General features: G+C 42.2%; 14 protein-coding genes. 5 read left to right on the forward strand and 9 right to left on the reverse strand.

Annotated elements, in window-relative coordinates:
• Positions 1-114 precede the first annotated feature (114 nt).
• Both ACXACN_RS10510 and ACXACN_RS10515 read left to right on the forward strand, forming a co-directional pair.
• Positions 115-3,186 carry a glycoside hydrolase family 31 protein gene (locus ACXACN_RS10510; protein ID WP_474964294.1) on the forward strand — a complete coding sequence of 1,024 codons (3,072 nt, stop codon included), beginning with the start codon at positions 115-117 and terminating at the stop codon, positions 3,184-3,186.
• Positions 3,187-3,241: 55 nt separating this feature from the next.
• On the forward strand, positions 3,242-4,984 hold the full coding sequence (locus ACXACN_RS10515) for a glycoside hydrolase family 66 protein (protein ID WP_474964295.1): 1,743 nt from the start codon (positions 3,242-3,244) through the stop codon (positions 4,982-4,984).
• Positions 4,985-5,021: 37 nt separating this feature from the next.
• Here the strand turns inward: ACXACN_RS10515 and ACXACN_RS10520 are convergent, their stop codons facing one another.
• Complete coding sequence (locus ACXACN_RS10520; RefSeq protein WP_474966852.1) at positions 5,022-6,194, reverse strand: MFS transporter; 1,173 nt, start codon at positions 6,192-6,194, stop codon at positions 5,022-5,024.
• Between the two features lie 717 nt (positions 6,195-6,911).
• Between ACXACN_RS10520 and ACXACN_RS10525 the strand changes: the two genes are divergently transcribed.
• Positions 6,912-7,670: a TrmB family transcriptional regulator gene (locus tag ACXACN_RS10525; RefSeq protein ID WP_474964297.1), complete on the forward strand. Its 759-nt coding sequence runs from the start codon at positions 6,912-6,914 to the stop codon at positions 7,668-7,670.
• A gap of 37 nt (positions 7,671-7,707) precedes the next feature.
• Here the strand turns inward: ACXACN_RS10525 and ACXACN_RS10530 are convergent, their stop codons facing one another.
• Complete coding sequence (locus ACXACN_RS10530; RefSeq protein WP_474964298.1) at positions 7,708-7,947, reverse strand: hypothetical protein; 240 nt, start codon at positions 7,945-7,947, stop codon at positions 7,708-7,710.
• 66 nt (positions 7,948-8,013) lie between these two features.
• Positions 8,014-8,610: a serine/threonine protein kinase gene (locus ACXACN_RS10535; protein WP_474964300.1), complete on the reverse strand. Its 597-nt coding sequence runs from the start codon at positions 8,608-8,610 to the stop codon at positions 8,014-8,016.
• A gap of 137 nt (positions 8,611-8,747) precedes the next feature.
• Between ACXACN_RS10535 and ACXACN_RS10540 the strand changes: the two genes are divergently transcribed.
• Positions 8,748-9,134: a hypothetical protein gene (locus ACXACN_RS10540; RefSeq protein ID WP_474964301.1), complete on the forward strand. Its 387-nt coding sequence runs from the start codon at positions 8,748-8,750 to the stop codon at positions 9,132-9,134.
• Between the two features lie 45 nt (positions 9,135-9,179).
• Here ACXACN_RS10540 and ACXACN_RS10545 read toward each other — a convergent pair whose 3' ends face one another.
• Together ACXACN_RS10545 and ACXACN_RS10550 are read right to left on the reverse strand one after the other, a co-directional pair.
• Positions 9,180-9,437 carry a small, acid-soluble spore protein, alpha/beta type gene (locus ACXACN_RS10545; RefSeq protein WP_474966854.1) on the reverse strand — a complete coding sequence of 86 codons (258 nt, stop codon included), beginning with the start codon at positions 9,435-9,437 and terminating at the stop codon, positions 9,180-9,182.
• A 2-nt stretch (positions 9,438-9,439) separates the two neighbouring features.
• Positions 9,440-9,646 carry a DUF4025 domain-containing protein gene (locus ACXACN_RS10550; RefSeq protein ID WP_474964302.1) on the reverse strand — a complete coding sequence of 69 codons (207 nt, stop codon included), beginning with the start codon at positions 9,644-9,646 and terminating at the stop codon, positions 9,440-9,442.
• Between the two features lie 126 nt (positions 9,647-9,772).
• On the opposite strand from ACXACN_RS10550, the gene ACXACN_RS10555 reads away from it, so the two are divergent.
• A complete protein-coding gene (locus ACXACN_RS10555; protein ID WP_167356006.1) occupies positions 9,773-9,910 on the forward strand; it encodes a hypothetical protein in 138 nt (45 codons plus the stop codon).
• A gap of 11 nt (positions 9,911-9,921) precedes the next feature.
• Here ACXACN_RS10555 and hpaB read toward each other — a convergent pair whose 3' ends face one another.
• From hpaB to ACXACN_RS10575, 4 genes are all read right to left on the reverse strand, one after another.
• A complete protein-coding gene (gene hpaB / locus ACXACN_RS10560) occupies positions 9,922-11,361 on the reverse strand; it encodes a 4-hydroxyphenylacetate 3-monooxygenase, oxygenase component (RefSeq protein WP_474964303.1) in 1,440 nt (479 codons plus the stop codon).
• Between the two features lie 284 nt (positions 11,362-11,645).
• Positions 11,646-12,938 (reverse strand): isocitrate lyase, encoded by a 1,293-nt coding sequence (aceA, locus tag ACXACN_RS10565; RefSeq protein WP_474964305.1) that lies wholly within the window; start codon positions 12,936-12,938, stop codon positions 11,646-11,648.
• A 13-nt stretch (positions 12,939-12,951) separates the two neighbouring features.
• Positions 12,952-14,544, reverse strand: coding sequence for a malate synthase A (gene aceB / locus ACXACN_RS10570; protein WP_474964306.1), 1,593 nt, complete (start codon positions 14,542-14,544; stop codon positions 12,952-12,954).
• A 413-nt stretch (positions 14,545-14,957) separates the two neighbouring features.
• Entirely contained in the window at positions 14,958-15,839 is an 882-nt protein-coding gene (locus tag ACXACN_RS10575; protein ID WP_474964307.1) for a LysR family transcriptional regulator, read from the reverse strand.
• Positions 15,840-15,872 lie beyond the last annotated feature (33 nt).

Here is a 15,872-nt window from a genome sequence, read left to right on the forward strand (position 1 = left end):
TAGGCACATGTAAAATATTCCACAAAAGTTAATTGTCATGATTCCACTCACGGTATACATTAGATGAGCGCAACCGGTTGACGTAAATAAAATCCAACGAGGTGAAAAGCTAACATGTACAAACCATCCAAAAAAATCTCCCGCTTAGTTACTACTACGGCTATTGCGGCTACGGTATTGGCAGCACAAGCACCGAACGTACTAGCGGTAACACAACCCCACCCTGATCAAGAGCTGAACCAGGAGGCTGTAAAAAAACAACTTCAGGTAGAAGGTGTGGAACAGCTTGAAAATGGAGTGAAGCTCGATTTATCCTCTGATCAAACCGCTTTTATCCGTCTTTTTTCTGAAGACATGGCGAAAGTTTCCATTTTAAAAGAAGGTGAAGAAGAGTATTTCTCAGAAGCGATCAGTAAAAAAGATTGGGAGACCCCTTCTTTTGAAGTTTCTGAAGAGGATGGCGAAACTACCCTCACCACTGACGAAATCACGATCAAAATTAAAAAAGAGCCTTTTGGTATTAAATTCCTAGATAAAGAAGGAAACGTAATCAACGAAGATTACATGCAGAACGGATCCGGTTATGACGGCGAAAAGCCTTACGTATATAAAAAGACGACAGATGATGAAGCTTTTTACGGATTTGGTGAACAATCTGGCCTTGACGTGAACCAGCGTGGAGAAAGCATCGGAATGTTCAACACAGACGCTTATGCATATAACACAGATACAAAATACTTATACACATCCATCCCCTTCTTCATCGGACTGAAAAATGAGAAAGCATACGGGATGTTCTTTGATAACACGAACCGTTCTTATTTCGAAATGGCAAGTGAAAGTGACGATTATTATTACTTCTACGCAGATGGCGGTACATTGAACTATTACTTCATGTATGGACCTGAAATTGAAGATGTGCTCGATCGTTACACAGAGTTAACAGGTAAAATGGACAAGCCGGCCAAGTGGACGCTCGGATTGCATCAATCCAAATGGGAATATTCAGCTGAAGATATCGAGCGTGTAGCTGAAACGTATCGTGAAAAAGAGATTCCAGTAGACACGATGCACTTTGATATCGATTATATGGATGAATACCGTGTTTTCACATGGTCCGATAAATTCGGTGACAAGGACTTGCACCAAAAGCTGGATGACATGAACTTTAAGAAGATCACAATCAATGATCCTGCTGTCAAAAAAGACCCTGGCTACTTCATGTACGATGAAGGAACAGCCAACGACTACTGGGCTAAGAACCCTGATGGAACAAACTTTGTAGGTGAAGTTTGGCCTGGAGATTCAATGTTCCCTGACTTTTCAAAAGAAGAGGTCCGTGACTGGTGGGCTAGTAAGCACGACATTCTCTTCGATAAAGGCATCGATGGAGTTTGGAATGATATGAACGAACCAGCAGTATTCGATGGCCCTTACCACACGATGCCATTGGATGTAACGTTTGGTGAAGGAGAGAACAAGCGGACCCACGCAGAGTACCATAACCTTTATGGGCACGATGAGGCTGAAGCTACATACGATGCTTTTGAAATGTACAAACCGAATGAGCGTCCATTCGTATTGACACGTGATATGTACGCAGGTTCTCAACGCTATGCAGCTCTTTGGACAGGCGACAATGTTAGTGAATGGGATCACTTAGAGATGTCCCTACCAATGAACATGAACGTAGGACTTTCTGGTGTTCCATTTGTTGGTAACGACATCGGTGGATTCGCAGGGCGTCCTGATGCCGAAATGTTTGCCCGCTGGATGGAAGTAGGAGCCTTCCTACCATTCTCTCGTGTCCACTATGATAGTGACAAAAAAGCAGACGGTAAAACACAAGCACAAGAGCCATGGGAATTCGGCCAAGAAGTGGAAGACATCAGTAAAAAATACATCGAAATGCGCTATCAACTGATGCCTTACCTTTACAATGCGTTTATCGACGCTTCCGAACAAGGGACACCTGTTCAGCAACCGCTCGTTTATCAATTCCAGGATGATGAGAACACTTATAACATAAGTGATCAATTCATGTTCGGAAAAGAAATGATGCTCGCCCCAGTTGTTAAACAAGGACAAACCGAACGTGACGTTTACCTGCCAGAAGGAGAAACGTGGGTTGACTATTGGACAGGCCAAGAGTTTGACGGAGGTCAGACGATCACTACTGAAGCACAGCTGGATCACCTTCCGATCTACATTAAAAAGGATTCGATGATCCCTACACGTGAAGTTCAACAATATACAGGTGAAAAGCCGCTTGAAAATCTTGTTCTAGATACCTACTTGAACAAAAAAGCGACCTACTCTTTCTATGAGGATGATGGCGCAACATTAGATTACAAAGATGGCGAGTACAATGTGACTGATCTGAAAGTCAAACGTAGAGGAAAACACATTGTATTCAAGAAAAAAGAAAAAGCTACAGGGTACGATTCTGACTTAGAATCTTATACATTGAAGCTTAATGGCGAAGAAGCTCCGAAACGTGTACGTGCGGCTAGGTCGAAATATAAGGAAGTCAACTCTGTAGAGGAAGTAAAATCCACACAGGAGTCCTTCTACTATGACGAAGAAAACCAAACGCTATATGTAAATGTTCCAGCAGATGAAAAACATAAAGTGAAAATTTCCTTCGTTGGAAAGAAAAACGGTAACTCTGATCACGATGATGATGAGCGTGACGATCAAGATGAACGTGACGACGAACGTGATGAAGATGATGACGAAGAGCGCGACGATCAAGATGAACGTGACGACGATCGCGATGAAGATGATGACGAAGAGCGCGACGATCAAGATGAACGTGACGACGATCGCGATGAAGATGATGACGAAGAGCGCGACGATCAAGATGAGCGTGAAGACGATCGCAATGAAAATGATGACGAAGAGCGCGACGATCAAGATGAGCGTGAAGACGATCGCAATGAAGATGATGACGAAGAGCGCGACGATCAAGATGAGCGTGAAGACGATCGCGATGAAAATGATGACGAAGAGCGCGACGATCAAGATGAACGCCAAGGCGAACGTAATGAAGATCAAGAAGAGAGTAAAAATGATCAATCAGAAGAAGAAAAATCTAAAAAAGAAAGACAACAGGAACTATATTCGATTTTCTTCCAATTTTTCAAAGACAGATTCCACTTCTCTTTCTTTAATCAGTTTAAATAATTCTCAAATGGCTAGCAGTCTTTCTGCTAGCCATTTCTCATAAAGGTTGGTTTTTATGAACAAAAAATTCCTTCTATTAATGATTGTACTCTTATTGCAAACTTTGCTGATCATTGCTTTATGGAATGACAAAACAGAATCTCCAGTTGAAATCAAGCAACTTTCCAAAGACCAATCGAAATACAATCCTGGAGAACGTGTTGAATTCAGAGCAAAGATGAATGACGAGAGTCACAACTCTTTTGTCGTTCACTATTATTACAAAGGGAGAGTCATTGAAAGCACAACCGTTGAACAAGAAGGCCAATGGCTAGAATGGACCTGGACTCCCCCTAATAGGGACCACCAGGGGTATTTGGTTGAAGTGAAGCCTTCCAACGACAAGAGTGCAGGGAAGACAATTGCTGTTGATGTTTCCTCTTCCTGGACAGCCTTTCCCCGATATGGGTTCTTATCTAAATTTCACACGATGGAAGAAAAGGAGCAGCAGGCGGTTATAAACCGGTTGAGCCGATATCATATCAATGCTCTTCAATTCTACGATTGGCATGACGAGCACCATCAGCCTTTAAAAATGAACCATGGAAAACCACTGGACAGTTGGTCTAACATCGCTAGTGAGCCTGTAGATTTCCAAACCATCGATCATTATATTGATTTAGCTCATCAAAAAGGCATGCAGGCGATGGCGTACAATTTACTATATGGAACTCTGTCAGGAGCGGAGCAGGACGGTGTTCTTTCTGACTGGTACGTGTATAAAGACAAAAATGCAGACAAAGTGGATCGCCATCCCCTTCCTGACAGCTGGAAGAGCGATATTTTCTTAACCAACCCAAGTAACTCGGAATGGCAGGACTATATCTTTCAAAGACAACAGATCGTCTATCAGGCTCTTCCATTTGATGGTTGGCATATCGATCAATTGGGGAACCGTGGAGATCTTTACAAGGCTTCAGGTCTTCCAATATCAATGAAACAAAGCTATCAACACTTTCTAGAAGCTGTGAAGGCAGAATTTCCGGACCATTCTTCCATCATGAATGCGGTCAATCAATATGGCCAAGAGGAAATTTCCAATGCTGGTGTTCCTTTTCTGTATACGGAAGTTTGGGACCCAATCACAACCTATGGGCAACTAAAAGACATCCTGATCGAAAACAAACAAAACTGGAACAAGAATACAGTATTAGCTGCATACATGAACTACGACCGTGCAAATCAGGAGGGTGTGTTTAACCTCCCCGGCGTCCTTTTCACAGATGCACTAATCTTTGCTCACGGTGGAGCTCACATTGAACTCGGAGAACATATGCTGGCGAAGGAGTATTTTCCAAACGATCATCTAACAATGACAAAAGAGTTAAAAGAGCGACTCGTTCATTACTACGATTTTATGGTCGGATATCAAAATCTCTTACGTGGGGATGAGCTTTCTCCCGATGAACTCGTCCTAACTTCTGATAAAGCAACTTTCTCCTCTCAACCGGAGAAAGGGGCCATTTACGCGTTCAGTAAGAAAACAAACAACAAAAAGATTGTTCAGCTTCTTAACTTTACTGATGTTGAGCATATGAATTGGCGAGATCCGCAAGGTACACAAAAGAAGCCAGAAACCATAAACAACGTCCCGATCCAAATGGACGAAAAGCGCAAGGTGGAAAAGGTTTGGATGGCTTCCCCTGATTGGAAGAAAGGTGTACCCAAGACTCTTGAATTTAAGCAAAAGGATGGTCAATTGTCTTTCACACTTCCCCATTTGGAATATTGGGATATGATTGCTATTGAGTATAAATAGGCATAACGAAAACCCCACCTCAGTCGGTGGGGTTTTATTATGATTGTTGCATCGCTTCTTGTTTATACGTTTGTCGTCCACGAGTAATTGAAAAATATGCACTGGCCAATGCAAGCAGCACGAAAAATCCTCCAACCGTTGCGTTATGAATAACCGAACTCTGCTCGATGACAATGCCACCGATCGAAGAACCGAAAGCAATTCCAAAGTGCAACGCAGAGTTGTTCAAGCTTTGCTGAATATCTGACGTTTCAGGAGCTGAGGAGATTAGATAATTTTGTTGTGCAGGCGTCACGGCCCAGCTCAAAGCACTCCAAATCACCATCACCATCAAGAATAACGGAAGAGAAAAGGTGACGTGTGGGATTGTGAAGATAGCCACCGCAAAGACGAGGATAATCCCAAGAATACTTTTCTCAGATCCGAATTTATCTGACAAAAATCCTCCGACTCCTCCTCCCATGACGGCAGCGACACCAAAGATGAAGTAAACGATACTCACCCAGGTCCCGTTCATCCCCATTTCTGACTTAAGAAAAGGGGTGAGATACGCATACAAGGCCAGGTGACCGGTCAAAAACAAGAACGAGGTCAACTGTGCAGAGAAAATCTTTTTATTTTTTAACGTCCGTAACTGCTCTTTAACAGAAATGACAGGTTTCGGAGCAATATTCCCTAACGAAACCCAAACAGCCACAACTGATAAGAGAGTCAGGACACTTATGAGTAGAAAGGGGGCTCTCCACCCAAAGCTGTTCCCAATCGTCAGCCCAATGGGTACTCCAAGAACAAGAGAACCACTGATCCCCATAAATATGGTACCAATCGCTCTTCCTCTGTACTCTTTTGAAACGATCGCAGAAGCAATCGTCACAGCAAGAACAACAAGCAATGACCCACTTGCCGCTGTTAACACCCTTGCCAGCATGATTGTGGAATAATTCGGGCTCAAATAGGCGAGCATGTTTCCAAGAAAGAAAATAATTAATGTGACAAGCATCAATTTCTTCCGGTCAAACCGAGCGGTTGCCGTAAGTAAAATTGGAGATGCCACTGCAAATACTAAAGAAAAAATAGTAATCAATAGACCCGCTTGACCAAGGGTAACCCCTAGATCATCAGCAACAAGGTCTAAAATCCCACCAATAATCAATTCAACGGTTCCGACAACAAAAGCAACTAGAGCTAACAAATATACTTTTTTATTCATCATTGCATGACCCTCTCTATTAGGTTACCACTACAATGGTAACCATTTAAAAAGGATAAAACAAGAGGAAATGTTTACGTTTTTCAATCCTCCATGTATTCTAAACCTAAAGCATAGAAAAAAGTCTATTTAATTATAGCTCCCTTTTCTTGAAGACTCGGTTTCAAGATTTTTGTTGAGTGGATGGGGCTGCGGGGAATAACTCGCTTTCCGCGGGAGCGCGGTGAGCCTCCTCGGACTGCGTCCTGTGGGGTCTCACCCTGCACTTTTTTCCCGCAGGAGTCTCGCCATTCCCCTCCGCCCCTTTGCTATATAAGATTCTCGAACCACTTGCAGAATTAGGCGTTTTCTATATGTATTGTGAGCTCTATCCAATCCCTCCACCGTTTGGATAGAGCTCATAAACGCTTGTTATTGTGCTTTATTTCTATAGGTAGTGATGGTGGAAGATGCTCCTTCTTGGTATAGGGGTTCGTTTCTCTCATTATAGAATGGGATGGTTGGTAAGCTGCGAGACTCCCGTGGGAGAAAGGAGATCGGCGGTAGCCCAGGAAGCTCGACACTCCCCCACAGGAAAGTGTTCAAATGCGGAATCGCCCCTGACTCCTCACATAGCAAACGAACCCCATAAAGTCTCGAAATCGAGTCTTACAGAATCCTGCAATTATATCCAATTCGATTAATTAAATCCCTTTCCATAAAAAAGCGAGGTACGTGATGTTACAAAAATTCGGATTTACTCAATATGAAAGTCAAGTATTTGAAGTGTTGACGGCTAGCGAAGAGCCTTTGGATGCTACCTCCATCGTCAAATACTCACAAGTCCCAAAGTCGAAGATCTATGAAGTGCTGCAGCGCCTTGTAGAAAAAGGTTTGATTCTCACCTCTTTTCAACAAAGAAAAAAACTTTATACCGCTCTATCAATGGAAACGACGGTGAAAAAGCTGACGACGGAATTCCAAGCCAATATAGACGAAATGAAAAATACAACGTTTAAACTTCATGAATCGGATGAACGCGTATGGACCATACAAAATGATGCGTCCATCATGTCATTATTAGAAGAGCGGATTCAGAATGCGAAAAAAGAAGTTCTTCTTACCGGATGGAGTGACGAATTGTCTCCTCTCCTGCCTCTTCTTGAAGAAAAAAAGAACCAGGGTGTTAAGGTTGAACTTCTTTCTGTGGGTGAGCTGGAAACAGGAAAGCTCCATGCCCATGTTCTATTGCCCGACGTCAAACACGATGCACTTGAAAGACACAAACTCATTATTATTGATGGGTGTGAAATTTTATTTGCGGGTGTGGAGGGGGAAGCAACCCATGGCATCCATACCTTATCCAAACCATTAGTGAAATTCTTTACTGAATTCTTCTATCATGATGTGGCATTGACTGAAATTACGAAAAAGTATGAGGATGTACTCATGGAGGATGAAGAAATCAAGGAAATTCTCATGAAATTAAGATACTGACGTTGAAGTAAAAAAGGCGCCCCTAAGGACGCCTTTTTTATACCTTTTCTACAACATAGGCTTTCTTATCACGGAAATATTTCTCTCCATCTTCAGAGGAATGTTCAAATAACCCATCAAATGCGTGCACCACTTTATATTCCCTTTCAGGATCTGTGAAAAGTTGTGATTCATTGTTGGACAAAACAATAACATCTGTCGTGGATACGAAACTGTCCAATTCTTTCGCTTTGTAATTTTTACCGACTTCGACTTCACTTAAACGATGCTGTGTCATGTCTACATTCCACCTTTCTCATTCAAGGTTTTCCCAGAAAAATGGATGATCAAACAACAGAATCGTTTAAATCGGCAATAAACGCTTACGATACAGTCGTATAATAAACTCTATAAAAAACCGCGGAATTTTTTTGGGGACATACCTGCGCTGGTAAAAGGTTTCATAGGCTTTTTTCAGGTCACGCCAATGCGGACAATCAAACTCCTGCGTGAAACGAACCACATCAATGACTTTCACTTCGCCATCTGAAGTAAGCAGAATGTTTTTCAAGTGAGTATCCGAAGGGTTAAAACCCAAACGACAGGCAAATTCAAGCGCCTCATCAACACGCTGGACCATCTCTTCTGTAATCGCAACCCCATTGACAAGGCAATCATAAAAAGTAATCCCTTCCACGTACTCCATCGTCAAATATCCTTCGCCTTTTTCATAAAAGGCTGGAAAAAACTCATGGTTGTTCAGTTTCTCGTAAACTTCCCCTTCAATATGTGCAAGGTCCTCATAACCTGGATAAAAAACCTTTATGGCTATGTCAGTTTCCTTTAAACGGTAGACCACAGCACTTCTCCCTTGACCAATCCACTGTAATTCTTGAGGTACAACGATGACGCGATCCCCATCAAACTGTACTTTTCCAACCAAATCTTTGATAGATCCCATAAAGATTCTCCTCTATGAAAAAGCCATTTTATTTATATCATTATACCAAAATTATCAGAAAAAGAAGTGAATTTTTGTTTGACATTGATAATCATTATCAACTATTATTGTTTTAACACCCTGAAAGGAGAATGGCTATGGAGAATACCTTAACCGTTCTACAAACGTTCACATACGAAAAAGGCAACCAAGAATGTACGTGTCATGAAATAATTGAATTTAACCATGGCGATCATCTTCACATCCTTGATGATCCCTTTTATGTAGACCATGCAGGCTGGTACATCGCAGTTAAAAAGAATGATACCGATCCTTTTTATATGTCTATTCCATTTATCGATGAGAAGTATGAAGACCGTTCACTTTATACAGAAATGGATATAGAATTAGCGGTCCTTGTGCATCAACACCAAATCGATCAAGCCCTTATTTTTAAAAATAAAGCAGACTTTCTATATCATAAAAATGAACTCGATCAATTGGTAATGATGCATCCCAAACACTTGGTAGCGAATAAAGAATAAGCATAATGACCCGTGTTATAAAAAAGAGGCGCTATTCTGCGCCTCTTACTTTTGCCCTTGTTCCATCTGTTGTTGAGCTCTGCGAATTAATTCTTTTACCATGCGTCCTCCGATTTGCCCACCGATCTTTCCTGCATCTCTCGTAGACAAATCACCATTGTCGCCTCTCTTTAATGGTATTCCTTGTTCTTTTGCCACTTCATATTTTGTCTGTTCAGGAGAGGAAGACTTGAGGAGTTCAGCTTTCATCTGATCGAGTCCTGCCCTTGCTTCTGGAACAAGCAGTTTACTCCTTCGAGCCATCACTAGTCACGCTTCTTTTCTTTTGTTATTGGCTCACCTTTATGGCTGATCAATTGACCGTTCTCATCCACTTCGTCAATTTTGGCATCGTACGTACCCTCCGTGAGCGTGTCGGATACTTGCTCTTGCGTAATGGCTAAGCCTTGGGAATTATAGTCATCCATTTCTTGTTTGTGATTACGATTCGGCTGGTTTTGCTTTTGCTTCATACATAAGCCCTCCTTTGCGCTTAGCTTTTACATGTTTAACAAACCCATTCGTTGTAAGCTTTTGCCTATTGAAAACATGGATAAAAACCACGGATTACTCCAAAATAAGCGATAGGAGGTGTGCTTATGAGTAAGAAAAGCAATGCATTCAAAAGAAATGCAGGCAACACTGTAAATCCTCAGGGACTTTCTGAAGATGTCGCTGATCAGCAACCTCGTTCTCAGTTAGAACAAAAAGCAAAAAAAGCGAATGCTAAACGGTAAAAAGCTGACATTTATTTGTCAGCTTTTTTCGATAAGAAAGGTTGAGTGAATTCCAACGCTTTGTTTTTATCATATAGTTGATAAATGGCTTGCGAGAGTCGTACAGGATCTCCAAAGAAAAACCGTTCATAAAGCGTTTGTCTGGAACCGAAACTGCTCATTGTCAAATCCCAGGCTAACCGAAAAAGGGATACTCGATCTTCCCCTTTCACTTCGACCCCTTGCAGAAAGTGATCCAGCTTCTCTCCGACTTCTCCATCGAAATCCGCCTTTTGTGGAATCGACATCATCCCACTGGCACCGAGAATCTGAAGGATCTCAGCGAACCTCGGGTAGCATTCTTGGAATTGGTTCACAGCCACATATAATGGTTGTTTAGCAGGGACCATTATACCTGAAGAGTCCACAGCCGCTTCCTGTTCCGATTTGATGATGAGCGCCTTCATAACTTCCAGGCCCTTCACTATTTCCACTACTTTACTTTGAACATGTTGGTACTCACCAATTTGAATGGTATCGACAATTCCTTGAGCAATCCCTAATAAAAATTCAGTTTTAATCGTTTGCCTGGAAACGATCTGATGTAGCGTAAAAGGAACGAATTTCCCCTGAACATACAAACGTGTGGCAGCACGGATATTATCGTGTATAAAGACTCGATCCCATGGAACGAGAACATCCTCAAAAATAACGATGGTATCCATCTCTTCAAACCTGGAGGATAATGGATAATCAAAAGAGGTTCCTTGATTAGCGAACGATTCTCTACAAATAAACTTTAAACCTTTGGTATTGCTTGGAATGGAAAAACAGTAGGCGTGCGCATTATCCTGTGCACCAGGAGCGGAAAAAACGATGATCTCATCGGTTATTCCACCTTGTGTTGCCAGAAGTTTTGCTCCTTTGATGATCAACCCTTGGTTAGTGCGATCCACAATTCGGGCGTTCGTGACATCCTCTTCTAAAAAAGCTAATTTTGAACGATTGCTTTGTGGATTAATGAAAGTATGGGTAAACGACAAATCATTCTCTCGAGCATATTCATAAAACCTAAGAAGCCGGTCTGGATAACAATTCTCTTCTCCGTCCAACACATCAATGGATGCAGCGAAAGCCGCAAGTACGGTATTCATGTAATCCGGGCTTCTTCCCATCACTCCGCCTGAATGAAGGGCCCAACGCTGGATCATTTTCCTCCTTCTCTCTAAATCCCCTTTCGTTCTTGGGATTAAATACGACAACCCTAACCGGTTCCCTGTCGTTTCAGAGGAAAAAGTCATGTCTTCTTGATGCTCACATTGTAGGTCGTAGAGTTCTGCCTGACTACGGATGATCCCTTTGAAAGCAGGATGTTCAGAAATGGCGCCCGTGATTCGATTGCCGGCCACCCAAACTTCAGCGTTCATCTCATCAATCCGTTTTTTATATTCTTCTCCTGAATTTACCGGCATGATATCACTCCTGATTTTCACAATCACTAAAAATAACTGATATCATACCATATTAAATTACTGGAAAATTGTGCTACGAGGACATGATAACCCTTACAACGAAAAACGCTTCCATATTCTTATTTCAACACTTAATTGGGCATGAGCCCGTATTGGGGATTTAACGTTTGGTGATGGTGGTTGGAACGGGGAGAAGAAGATAGAAGTAGTAAATTCTAAGAATCCTGTAGAAAAAAACGCCTGGAGCTTCAGACTCCAGACGTTACTTTTGGATCGTACACCATTCAGGTTGGGCTGACCGTTTCTGAATCAAATTGTTCGGTCTCTGTGGAGCCCTTCAATGCAGTCGTTGAAGATGTTCCACCTGATATCACTTGAGCGACTTCATCAAAATACCCCGTTCCAACCTCACGCTGATGTCGTGTTGCAGAATACCCGTAAGCTTCACTAGCGAATTCTGCCTGTTGGAGTTCAGAATAAGCTTCCATGCCACGATCTTTATATTGACGGGCAAGTTCGAACATGCCGTGGTTTAAGGCATGGAAACCTGCCAAAGTAACAAATTGGAACTTGTATCCCATGTTACCTAGCTCACGTTGGAAGTTTGCAATCGTTTGATCATCAAGCTTCTTCTTCCAATTGAATGAAGGTGAGCAGTTATAAGCCAATAGCTTTCCAGGGTATTGCTCATGAATGGCTTCTGCAAAACGGCGCGCTTCATCCAAGTTAGGCTCCGATGTTTCACACCAAACAAGGTCAGCATAAGGCGCATAAGCCAAACCGCGTGCAATCGCTTGATCCAAACCAGCTCTTGTTTTGAAGAAGCCTTCAGCTGTCCGCTCTCCAGTAATGAACGAAGCATCATACGGATCCACATCACTTGTGATTAAATCAGCCGCATTCGCATCGGTTCTCGCAATGATGATGGTCGGCGTTCCCATGACATCGGCAGCAAACCTTGCGGAGATCAGGTTTCGAACAGCCGTCTGTGTCGGTAAAAGAACCTTACCTCCAAGGTGACCACATTTTTTCTCTGAAGAAAGCTGATCTTCGAAGTGAACAGCTGCCGCACCCGCTTCGATCATACCTTTCATCAACTCAAAAACATTCAACTGACCACCAAAACCGGCTTCTGCATCTGCGACAATAGGTGCAAACCAGTCAATGTCTTCTTTACCTTCCATGTGATGAATTTGGTCCGCTCTTTGTAAGGCTTGATTGATTCTCTTCACTACTTGAGGTACGCTGTTGGCTGGATATAGGCTTTGATCGGGATACATGTTTCCGGAGAGGTTGGCATCAGCGGCCACTTGCCAACCACTCAAATAGATAGCTTTCAATCCTGCTTTCACCTGCTGCATCGCTTGGTTTCCCGTCAAAGCACCCAGCGCATGGACGTAATCTTCTTCATTCATCAATTTCCAAAGCTTTTCGGCTCCTTTTTCCGCTAACGTATGCTGAATATCCATGGACCCTCTTAACCGAATGACCTCTTCAGCCTCATAGGGTCTTTGCACCCCGTTCCATCGACTTTCATCCTGCCACTGTTGACGCAACTTTTCTACACGTTCATTCATTATGAAATCCCCCTTAAGATAAATGGTTATAAGCTTCTAAAGTTAAAAACTCAGCGAACTCATCGTTTCGAATCAGTTGGTCAAACAACTGAGCGGCTTCTATATAGGAACCTTTTTCAAAAGCACTCTCTCCAACTTCCCAGCGTATCGCTTCGATCTCTTCTTCTTTCAACGACTCATAAAGCTCCATGGTAATTTCTCTGCCATCCTTTAATACTCCTCTAGGATGTCTGATCCATTGCCACACTTGTGCTCTTGAGATTTCCGCGGTTGCCGCATCCTCCATCAAATGATGAATCGGTGCTGCCCCTCTTCCATCCAGCCAGGATGCCATATATTGTATCCCTACATTTATATTTGTTCTTAACCCTTGTTCTGTAATCGACCCATTTGGTACTTCCAGCAATTGCTCAGCACGATAGGAGACAGACGCTTGATTTTTATCTATCTGATTCTCCTTAGGCATATGTTTGTCAAAAATATCCATCGCTGTCTTGACCATACCCGGGTGGGCGACCCATGTCCCGTCGTGCCCATCTTTCACTTCACGCTCCTTATCAGCACGTACCTTTTCAAAGGCAGCGTCGTTCTTCCCTTTATCATTTTTCACTGGAATCTGGGCAGCCATTCCCCCCATGGCATGAGCCTTACGTTTATGACAAGTTTGAATCGTCAACTTGGAGTAGGCCCTCATAAACGGAACAGTCATCGTCACATCGGCACGGTCAGGCAATAAAAATGTTTCATCATGACGGAACTTCTTCAAGTAGCTGAATATATAATCCCATCGGCCACAGTTCAACCCAGCCGAATGATTTCTTAATTCATAAAGAATTTCATCCATCTCAAAGGCGGCTAAAATCGTTTCAATTAAAACGGTCGCTTTTACCGTTCCTTGGGGGATGTTCATATAGTCTTGAGCAAAGACGAACACATCGTTCCACAACTTCGCTTCCCGATGGTTTTCAATCTTCGGTAAGTAAAAATACGGACCCGAACCATTTGCAATTAGATCTTTAGCATTGTGAAAAAAATAGAGGCCGAAGTCTACAAGACTTCCTGAAAGCCGTTCCTGATTATAAGTCATGTGCTTTTCATCTAAATGCCATCCGCGAGGACGTACTTTGAGGACAGCCGTTTTTTCATTTAACTCGTACACTTTACCCTTTGGATTTTCAAAACGAATGCTCCTTCTCACAGCATCTCTCAAATTGATCTGGCCATGAATGGTATTCAGCCATGTCGGAGAATTCGCATCCTCAAAATCAGCCATGAATACTTTTGCTCCGGAATTGAGACCATTGATGACCATCTTGCGATCCACAGGCCCCGTAATTTCTACCCGACGATCCTTAAGATCGTCAGGTATAGGGGATATCGTCCAATCCGCATTTCTGATATGTTCTGTCTCTTTGAGGAAATTTGGCCGCTCACCTTGATCGATTTTCCTTTGAGTATCTTCTCGATCTTCAAGTAACTGCTTTTTTCTGTCATTGAATGTTTCATGCAACTGAATGAGGAAAGATAATGCCTCATCTGATAGTATTTCTCCAAAACCATCGTGCATCGGACCGTAAATTTGTATTCCAGACAATTTGGTTTCCATGAAATCGCCACCCTCTGTTGTATACTAACTTAATTATTAACCAACTGATATATAACAGTTATGACAAAAAATTATTCATCTTTTTTAGAAAGGCAGCGATCACATTCCATCATGTAATTGTAAGTATGACCTTCGATTTTCGAACCACATTGCGGACAAGGGACAGTTTGTTGTTTTTTCATTTTAGCTCCTCCTTTGTTATAACAGAAATTATTTTGTTTATCTGTTATGGTACAGTTTACTGTGAGAGGGCAGAAATTGCAACCGTTTTCTGAAAGTTTTTTCAATTTAGGCATTTGATGGGTATGCAAAAGGCGCTGCCATAAGGTTCAGCGCCTTTAAAAATTTTGTTGGATCCTTGAATAATTCAATCTCTATCTAATTATCCTGTTTTAATACAGTTCACAGCGTCTTCATCTCTTTTCATAAAGCAATTGAATAAATTTCTCCAGCGATGGAGATAACCATTTCTTTTTATGATGGATTATTTGGATGTATAAGGACAATTCTTCATGGTCAAAGTCCAACGCACATAGACTTCCATTTTCAAGTTCTCTGTCTACGGTCATTTTCGGAAGCATCGCGATTCCGAGCTCGTCAATCACACATTGTTTGATGGCTTCAAGACTTGTAAATGAAATGATCGAACGAGGTTCTACCCCGCGTCTTTTTAATAGGCTTTCGAGCATATTTCTGTAAGAACAATCTTTTTCTGTCAGAATAAGCGTTTCATCCTCAATGCGTCGCAAGTCCATTTTCTCCTTTCCGACAAGAGGATGCTTACTAGACGAAACCATTACCATTTCTTCCTCGCGCAGAAGGAAAGTTTCCAGAAGAGGATGCTTTACTTCTTCATCAAGAACAACAGCGAGATCATAGTGACTTTCTAACACACCATTTTTCAGGTTTGGACACAATCCGGATTCCAATTGAATTCGCAAATCAGGGTTTTGTTCTTTAAAGGCTTTCAATGATTTCGATATAAAATAAGCCGCTAAGGATTCAACCGCTCCGATCCTTACAGTCCCTCGCATTTGAACACTGTCGGAAAGCTTACTTTCCGCTTCTTCCATTAAATCGATCACTTGATCGACATAATATAAAAGCTGTTCTCCAGATTGAGTTAAACGCATGGTCTGCCCAGCACGCTCAAAAAATCTCACCCCATAGTAATCTTCCAGTTTTTTTATCTGCGTGGTCACACTGGATTGAGCATAACCGAGTTCTTCCCCGGTGCGAGTATAGCTCCCCCACTTGGCCACTTCTTTAAATGTATAAAAATAGGACAAATCCATCGATACACCTCTATCATTATTTACAATAGTCAT

This window comes from Halobacillus sp. AWM4_238 (assembly GCF_056158265.1).